Raw genomic sequence first — 7515 nt, 5'->3', positions numbered from 1 at the left:
CGACACGGTGCAGCGCGCGCAGCCGCAGGCCCGCCTCGGCGGCTTCAACGTGCAGGCGATGGCGAGCCGGCCGATGGCGCAGGAGCTGATCGTCGGCGCGAGCATCGACCCGAGCTTCGGCCCGGTGCTGATGCTGGGCCACGGCGGCACCGCCGTCGAGGTGCTGGCCGACCGCGCGATCGGGTTGCCGCCGCTGAACCGTGCGCTGGCGCGCGAGCTGGTGTCGCGCACCGCCGTGTCACGCCTGCTGGCCGGCTACCGCGACCACCCGGCCGCGCGGCTCGATGCGGTGGGCGACGCGCTGGTCGCGGTGTCGCAGATGCTGGCCGACCTGCCGGAGCTGGCCGAGCTCGACATCAATCCGCTGTGGGCCGACCACGACGGCGTGCTGGCGCTGGACGCCCGCATCCGGCTGAGCCGCGTGCCGGTCGCCGGTGCGCAGCGCTTCGCGATCCGGCCCTATCCCGATGCACTGGTCGAGACGATCCAGTGGCACGGCGAGACGCTGGTGCTGCGGCCGGTGCGCCCGGAGGACGAGCCGGCGCACCGCCGCTTCGTCGAGCAGCTGAGCCCCGACGACCTGCGCTTCCGCTTCTTCAACGCGCGCCGCGAGCTGGCGCACAGCGAGCTCGCGCGGCTGACGCAGATCGACTACGCCCGCGAGATGGCCTTCGTCGCGGTGCGCCCGGGGACGGATGGCGGCAGCGAGACGCTCGGGGTGGCCCGCGCCGCGATCGACCCGGACAACCTCGAGGCCGAGTTCGCGATCGTCGTGCGCAGCGACCTGCAGGGCCGCGGCTTGGGCCGCCTGCTGATGGACAAGCTGATCGCCTACCAGGCCGCGCAGGGCACGCAGCGGCTGGTGGGCCTGGTGCTGCACGACAACGTGGGGATGCGTGCCTTCATGCAGAGCCTGGGCTTCGCGCAGCACGGCGGCGACAGCGACGCGCTGCGCCTGGTGCTGCCGCTGCAGGGGCCGCCGGTCAGCGGATGACGAGCACCGGCGTCTTGCAGTGGTTCAGCACGCGGTTCGTCACCGAGCCGAGCACGACGGAGCCGAGGGCCGAGTGGCCGTGCGAGCCCATCACCACCAGGTCGAAGCGGCCACCGTCGGCCATCTCGCTGATGACGGACGGCGCGTGGCCGACCTTCTCGACGAAGTTGGCGCGCCACGTCTGCTGGGCGATGAACGCCCTCACCGGCTTCAGCACGTCGTCGGCTTCGGCGCGGTAGTAGGTCTCGACCGTCTCGCGGTCGAAGAATCCCTTCGCATGGGCCGGCACCGGCATCGTCACGGTGAGCACGGTGTAGTCGTGGCCCGCGCCGAGGAACTCGTCGTGGGCGGCCAGGTAGGCCAGCATCTGCTTCGTGCAGGCGCTGCCGTCGACAGCCAGCAGGATCTTCATGGTCTTTCTCCTTCGTCGTGGTGAATGCAAGGTCAATGAACCATCAGCAGCGGCAAGCTGGCGGTGTGCATCAGCGAGCGGGTGGCGCCGCCGAGCACCTGCTCGCGCAGCCGGCCGTGGCCGTAGCAGCCCATCACCAGCCATTGGGCGCCGACCTGGGCGGCCAGCGTCGTCAGTTCTGCACCGATGGAGCGCGGTTCGTGGCCGCGTTGGTGCAGGACGGGCGTGATGCCGTGGGCCTTCAGGTGGCCGACGATGTCGAGCCCGCCGGCGGCACCGACGACCGCGTTGCGCGACCAGCTGGCCACGTGCACCTCGCGGGCCTGCACGAGGAACGGCAAGGCGGCGGTGACGGCACGGGCGGCCTCGCGCGAGGGCTTCCAGGCGACCAGCACGCACTCCGGCGCGGACGCGGCGATGCCGGTGTCGGGCACGATGAGCGCGGGCTTGCCGCTCTCGATCAGCAGCGACTCGGTGAAGCCGGCCGGCAGGTCGTGGCCCGGGATCGCGGGGTCGCGCTGGCCGAGCACCAGCAGGTCGGTGCACAGCGCATGCTGGACGACGGCCTGCAGCACCGGCTCGCGCACGACCTCGGCCCAGCGCACGCGCGAGAGCTCCTCGCCGCCGGTGATGTCGTGCAGCAGGCGGTCGCGGGCCAGCTCGCGTAGGTCGGGTTCGCCGATGGCGGAGGCGGCGCCGGCCACGGCCCCGAAGCGCCCGTCGGTCTGGGCGCGCAGCGGCGTCGCGGCGAACAGTGCGGTGACTTCGGCGTCGTGGCGCTCGGCCAGTTCGCGCGCGACCGTGAGCCGGGCCGTGGTGCGCGGCGAGGTGTCGGCCAGCATCAGGATCGAGCGGATCGGGTTCACGGTGGCGAGGCGTTGCGACATGCCTCGACGGTACGCCTGTGCCGCCGCAACGGCTTGATTCAGGTCAGGAGACCGCCTCATTCACCCCAAGGTCGCCACCAGCAGCGCCTTGATCGCGTGCATCCGGTTCTCCGCCTGGTCCCGCACGATCGAGGCCGGCGACTCGAAGACCTCCTCCATCGCCTCGGCCGGCAGGCCGTGCATGAACTTGACCGACGGATTGCCCGCTGCCGCCATCAGCCGCGCAGTCACCTGGTACGGTCGAAGCAAGGCCATCCGCTCCGCCCAGGCCGCGTCCGACTCGCCCATCGACGCCCGCACATCGGTGTAGATGAAGTCGACGCCCGCCACCGCCTGCAGCGGCAGCTCGGTCAACGTCAGCTTCGCGCCACTCACGCGGGCCAGCGCCTCGCACTGTGCCTGCAGCTGCCAGGCCGGCCACAGGGCACGCGGCGCCGCGATGCGCAGGTCCATGCCGGTCAGCGCCGCGCCCAGCAACAACGAATCGCCCTTGTCGCAACGTGCGTCCCCCAGGCAGGCCACGCGCATCTCGCGCAGCGGCTTGTCGCAGTGCTCCTGCATCGTCATCAGGTCGGCCAGAACCCGCGTCGGGTGGAACTCGTCGGGCGATCCGTTGTACACCGGCACGCCGGCGTGCACGGCCAGCGTCCTCACCGTCTGGCGCGCGAAGCCGCGGTACTCTATCGCGTCGTACAGGCGGCCCAGCACACGCGCGGTGTCCTTCAGGCTTTCCGCCTCGTGCAGCGGCGAATGGTCCGGACCGATGAACGAGACGTGCGCGCCCTGGTCGTGCGCCGCCAGCTCGAACGCGCACCGCGCGCGCGTCGACGACTTCTCGAAGATCAGCGCGATGTTGCGCCCGCGCAGCGTCGGCTGCTCGGTGCCGGCCGCCTTCGCACGCTTGAGCTCGTGCGACAGCGCCAGCAGTTGCTGGATGTCGCGCGCGTTCAGCTCGTCCAGCGACAACAGGCTGCGGTTCTTCAAGCTGTAGGCCATCGCGCTCGCCTCTCCGTGACTCCATTGCAATGCCCTTCGGCGGGCGTGGAAGCAGCCTAGCGGGAGCGGCCGCGTCTCCCTTGACGCCCGTCAAGCCGCGGCACAGTGGCCGCGGCTGATACACGCCGGACACCGACGGTTCACCCGCTGTTACGCAGCGATCCCCGCCGGTCGCGCTGCATTGACAGGCCCCTTCCAAGCTCTCGTCCATTCCACAAGACACCAGGAGCCCGCCATGCACATCGCCACGCCGCACACCGAATCCGCCAGCCGCCCTTCGATGCCCGCTCCGATGCCGGCTCCCATGCCGATGCCGACTGCGATCCCGGCGGCCGCGCGCGGCGCGGCCCGCCCCGATGCCGCCGCGGTGTGCGCCCGGGTCAACGACTCGCTGAAGCTGCTGGCCGAATCGGTCGACCTGCAGCGCCGCATCGTGCATGCCGGCGACACGGTGTTCCAGGGTGGCCAGGGCTTCCAGTGCCTGTACATCATCAACTCCGGCTTCTTCAAGACGCTGAACGTCGCGGCCGATGGCCGCGAGCAGGTCGTCGGCCTGCACTTCAAGGGCGACTGGATGGGCTTCGACGGCATCGCGCACGGCCAGTACGGCTGCGACGCGATCGCGATGGACACCGGCGAGGTCTGGACGATCCGCTACGACACGCTGCTGCTGGCCGCCGCCCGCCAGCCGGCACTGCTGGGCCTGCTGCACGCCGCGATGAGCCGCGAGATCTCGCGCGACCGCGACTCGCTGCTGTCGCTGGGGACGCTGCCGGCCGATGCGCGCGTCGCCGACTTCCTGCGCTACTGGGCCGAATCGCTGTCGCAGCGCGGCCTGCGCGCCGACCAGATCACGCTGCGCATGACGCGCGCCGAGATCGGCAACTACCTCGGCATGACGCTCGAGAGCGTCAGCCGCGCGCTGTCGCGCATGGCGCGCAGCAACGTGATCCGCTTCACCGAGAAGGGCCGGCGCGACCTGTGCATCGCGAGCACCGAGGCGCTCGCATCGTTCATCCAGGCGGCGATGACGCCGGCGTCGCGGGTGCTGCAGTGATCGCCCGGACCATCGCGTCGGAGAGTTCCTCGCGCGAATAGGGCTTGCGCAGCAGCTCCCACGGCGGGCCGCCCCCGCCGTCGCCGACCATGGCCTCCGACGAATAGCCCGTCATCAGCAGCACCGCCAGCGCCGGCCGCAGCGCGGTGGCGCGCCGCGCCAGTTCGGTGCCGCGCATGCCGGCACCGAGGATCACGTCGCTGAGCAGCAGGTCGACCGGCTCGGCCCGCTCCAGCGCGGCCAGCGCCGCCTCGGCATTCGAATGGGCCGTCACCTCGCACTTCAGCGCGAGCAGGAAGTTGCGGCACACCGCCAGCACCTCCGGATCGTCTTCCACCACCGTCACGCGCAGGCCGGGCGCCAGCACCGCGGGCGCCACGCCGCGCGCCTCGGCACGGCCCGGCGCATCGAAGCGCGGCAGGTACAGCGTGACGCGCGTGCCGGCACCGGGCGCCGAATCGATGACGACGGCGCCGTTCGACTGCTTCGCGAAGCCGTACACCGTGCTCAGCCCGAGCCCGGTGCCGCGGCCGGCCTCCTTGGTCGTGAAGAACGGCTCGAAGGCGCGGTCGCGCACCGCCTCGGACATGCCGTGGCCGGTGTCCGACACGCTGATCTCGACGAACGCGTCTTCCACCGCCGCGGCCTCCCCCAGCTCGGCGGCCAGCTCCGCCGACACGCGCCGGCAAGGCCGGCACGCGAACGCCAACGTGCCGCCCTCGGGCATCGCGTCGCGCGCATTGATCGCGATGTTGAGCAAGGCCGACTCCAGTTGCCCGGGATCGGCCCGGCAGCCGGGGCACGCCTCGGCGGCGTCGACGACGATCTGCACCCGCTCGTCGAGCGTGCGGTGCAGCATGTCGGCCAGCGAGCGCAGCAGCAGCGCCGGCTCCACGCGCGTGGGCACCAGGCGCTGGCGGCGCGAGAACGCCAGCAGCTTGCCGGTCAGTTCGGCGCCCCGCTTGGCGGCACGGGTGGCGGCGCCGAGCATCTGCTGCAGGCGCGGCTCGTCGGCCACCTGCGGCTCGAACTCGAGCACCTGCAGGTTGCCCTGGATCACCGTCAGCAGGTTGTTGAAATCGTGCGCGATGCCGCCGGTCAGTTGGCCGACGCTCTCCATGCGCTGCGCATGGCTCAGCTGCTCCTCGGTCTGCGCGCGCTGCAGGCTGGTCGCCAGCAGGCTGGACAGCGAGTCGAGGAAGCGCAGTTCGTCGTCGCCGAAACGGCGGGCCTCGCGGCTGCGCACCGCCAGCGTGCCGACGATGCTGCCGCGGTCGGACAGGGGCACGGCCAGGCCGCTGACCAGCCCGCGCTGCAAGTAGTCGGGCGGCACCTTGAAGCGGGTCTCGCGGGCGTAGTCGGACACCAGCACCGGCTTGCCTTCGGCCACGACGAAGCCGGCCGGCGTGTCGGGACGATTGGGCAGGCGCCGCCCCTCGACCTCGGCGCCGCCCAGGCCGACGCCGGCGGCGAGCCGGAACTCGAGCCGGTTCGGCTCCAGCAGCCAGACCACCGCCGTCTCGGCCTGCATGCCTTCGGCCGCGATCCGGGGCACCTGGCTGAGCAGCGCCTGCGGGTCGCGGGTGTCGACCGCCAGCCGCGCGAGCTTGGCGATGTATTCGCTGTAGCGGGCCTGCTGCAGCGCCTGCTGCACGCGCGGGTAGCCGGCAATGCCGCGGATCGCCGCGACCACGTAGGGCAGGCCGTCGTCCTGCAGCGGGCTGAGCGCGATCTCGACCATCACCTCGCTGCCGTCCTTGCGGCGCGCGGTCAACTCGAGCTGCGTGCCCATCGGCCGCGGCTTCGGGCTCATGCCGTAGGCGCCGCGGTAGGCTGCATGGCGCGGGCGGATGCTGTCGGGCACCAGCGCGTCGACCGGCAGGCCGACCAGCTCCGCGAGCTCGTAGCCCAGCAGCAAGGCGGCCGCCGGGTTGGCCCGCACGATCAGGCCCTGCGCATCGACCAGCAGCAGTGCATCGGGGTAGGCCGAGAACAACGAGCGGAACAGCCGCCCCTCTTCCGGTGTCGGCGGCGGCAGGCGGTGCGGCATCGGGGACCCTCGATCAGACACCGACCACCGGCACCGCGAGCATGTAGCCGGCGCTGCGCACCGACTTGATCAGCTGCGGGCTGTCCGGGTCGGCTTCGAGCTTCTTGCGCAAGCGCCCCACCTGCACGTCGATCGTGCGGTCGAACGGCGCCGCCTCGCGGCCGCGCGTGCTCTCGAGCAGGAAATCGCGCGACAGCACCCGCCCCGGGTGGCGCACGAACACGCTCAGCAGGTCGAACTCGCCGCTGGTGAGCGCCACCTCGACACCGCCGCGGTTGGCCAGGCGGCGCGCGGCGAGGTCGAGTTCCCAGTCGAGGAAGCGCAGCCGCTCGGGCGCGGACGCCGCGGCGGGCGGCGCAACGGCCGTGGAAGAGGTGGCCGGCGGCGGGGCCACGCGCCGCAGCACCGACTTGATCCGCGCGAGCAGTTCGCGCAGGTCGAACGGCTTGGTCACGTAGTCGTCGGCACCGATCTCCAGCCCGACGACCTTGTCGACCGCATCGCCGCGGCCGGTGATGATGATCAGCCCGCACTGGTGGTGCTCGCGCAGCCGGCGGGCGATGGCAAAGCCGTCTTCGCCGGGCAGACCCAGGTCGAGCAGCACCAGCAGCGGAGGATCGGCGCTCATCAGGGCGTCGAGCGCGCGGCCGTGGTGCACCTGCGAGACGCGGAAGCCCTGCCCGCCGAGGTAATTGGCGAGCAGCTGGGTGATGTCCACCTCGTCGTCCAGCACGGCGATGTGTTGCGGAACCCCCTGCGATGTCACGACATGCTCCCCCATTTGCGCAGTCGCGCGACCGGCGGCATGCCCCCGGCCGCCCGGCAGCACTATACGCGGCACGTCGCTCGGCTCAGCGCGATTCGGCAGCGCGCAGCTCGACGAAGCCGCCGGCGCGGAACACCGTCAGCCGCGTGCCCGGCAGCGCCCGCCACGACAGCAGCGCCCGCACGAAATCGCCGCTGTCGCCGAGCGCCCTGCCGTTCATGCCGACCACGATGTCGCCCACGCGCAGGCCGAGCTCGGCCGCGACGCTGCCGCGCGCCACCGCATTGATGAAGGCGCCGCGCGCATCGGCGCGGCCGGCGTGCCAGGCCGCCAGCGGCGACACGTCCTCGAAG

General features: G+C 72.0%; 8 protein-coding genes. 2 read left to right on the top strand and 6 right to left on the bottom strand.

The annotated features are described in order from the left end of the window. Positions 1–994: GNAT family N-acetyltransferase (locus ACXJLU_RS31990; RefSeq protein WP_457337780.1), on the top strand; the 994-nt coding region annotated here is incomplete at its 5' end. Here the strand turns inward: ACXJLU_RS31990 and ACXJLU_RS31985 are convergent. The 3 genes from ACXJLU_RS31985 to argF are packed head-to-tail and all read right to left on the bottom strand — an operon-like array spanning position 984 to position 3289. Next, the gene (locus ACXJLU_RS31985; RefSeq protein ID WP_457337779.1) at positions 984–1406 is read right to left on the bottom strand and encodes a universal stress protein; all 423 of its coding nucleotides are present in this window, start codon (positions 1404–1406) and stop codon (positions 984–986) included. The genes ACXJLU_RS31990 and ACXJLU_RS31985 overlap by 11 nt on opposite strands. Positions 1407–1438: 32 nt before the next feature. Further along, positions 1439–2293: a universal stress protein gene (locus tag ACXJLU_RS31980; RefSeq protein WP_457337778.1), complete on the bottom strand. Its 855-nt coding sequence runs from the start codon at positions 2291–2293 to the stop codon at positions 1439–1441. Between the two features lie 60 nt (positions 2294–2353). Beyond that, on the bottom strand, positions 2354–3289 hold the full coding sequence (gene argF, locus ACXJLU_RS31975) for an ornithine carbamoyltransferase (protein WP_457337777.1): 936 nt from the start codon (positions 3287–3289) through the stop codon (positions 2354–2356). Positions 3290–3524: 235 nt separating this feature from the next. Here argF and ACXJLU_RS31970 point away from each other — a divergent pair, with 235 nt between their 5' ends. Further along, positions 3525–4346, top strand: a complete 822-nt coding sequence (locus ACXJLU_RS31970; protein ID WP_457337776.1) for a Crp/Fnr family transcriptional regulator — start codon at positions 3525–3527, stop codon at positions 4344–4346. On the opposite strand, the gene ACXJLU_RS31965 is transcribed toward ACXJLU_RS31970, so the two are convergent. From ACXJLU_RS31965 to ACXJLU_RS31955, 3 genes are all read right to left on the bottom strand, one after another. Further along, positions 4303–6396, bottom strand: coding sequence for a PAS domain S-box protein (locus ACXJLU_RS31965; RefSeq protein ID WP_457337775.1), 2094 nt, complete (start codon positions 6394–6396; stop codon positions 4303–4305). The two genes, ACXJLU_RS31970 and ACXJLU_RS31965, sit on opposite strands and share 44 nt — an antisense overlap. Before the next feature lie 13 nt (positions 6397–6409). Beyond that, the gene (locus tag ACXJLU_RS31960) at positions 6410–7162 is read right to left on the bottom strand and encodes a winged helix-turn-helix domain-containing protein (protein WP_457337774.1); all 753 of its coding nucleotides are present in this window, start codon (positions 7160–7162) and stop codon (positions 6410–6412) included. An 85-nt stretch (positions 7163–7247) separates the two neighbouring features. Beyond that, on the bottom strand, positions 7248–7515 hold a 268-nt coding region (locus ACXJLU_RS31955), incomplete at its 5' end, for a PDZ domain-containing protein (protein ID WP_457337773.1).

Source organism: Rhizobacter sp. P5_C2, from assembly GCF_054049715.1.
This window is presented reverse-complemented; position numbering and strand designations above follow the sequence as displayed.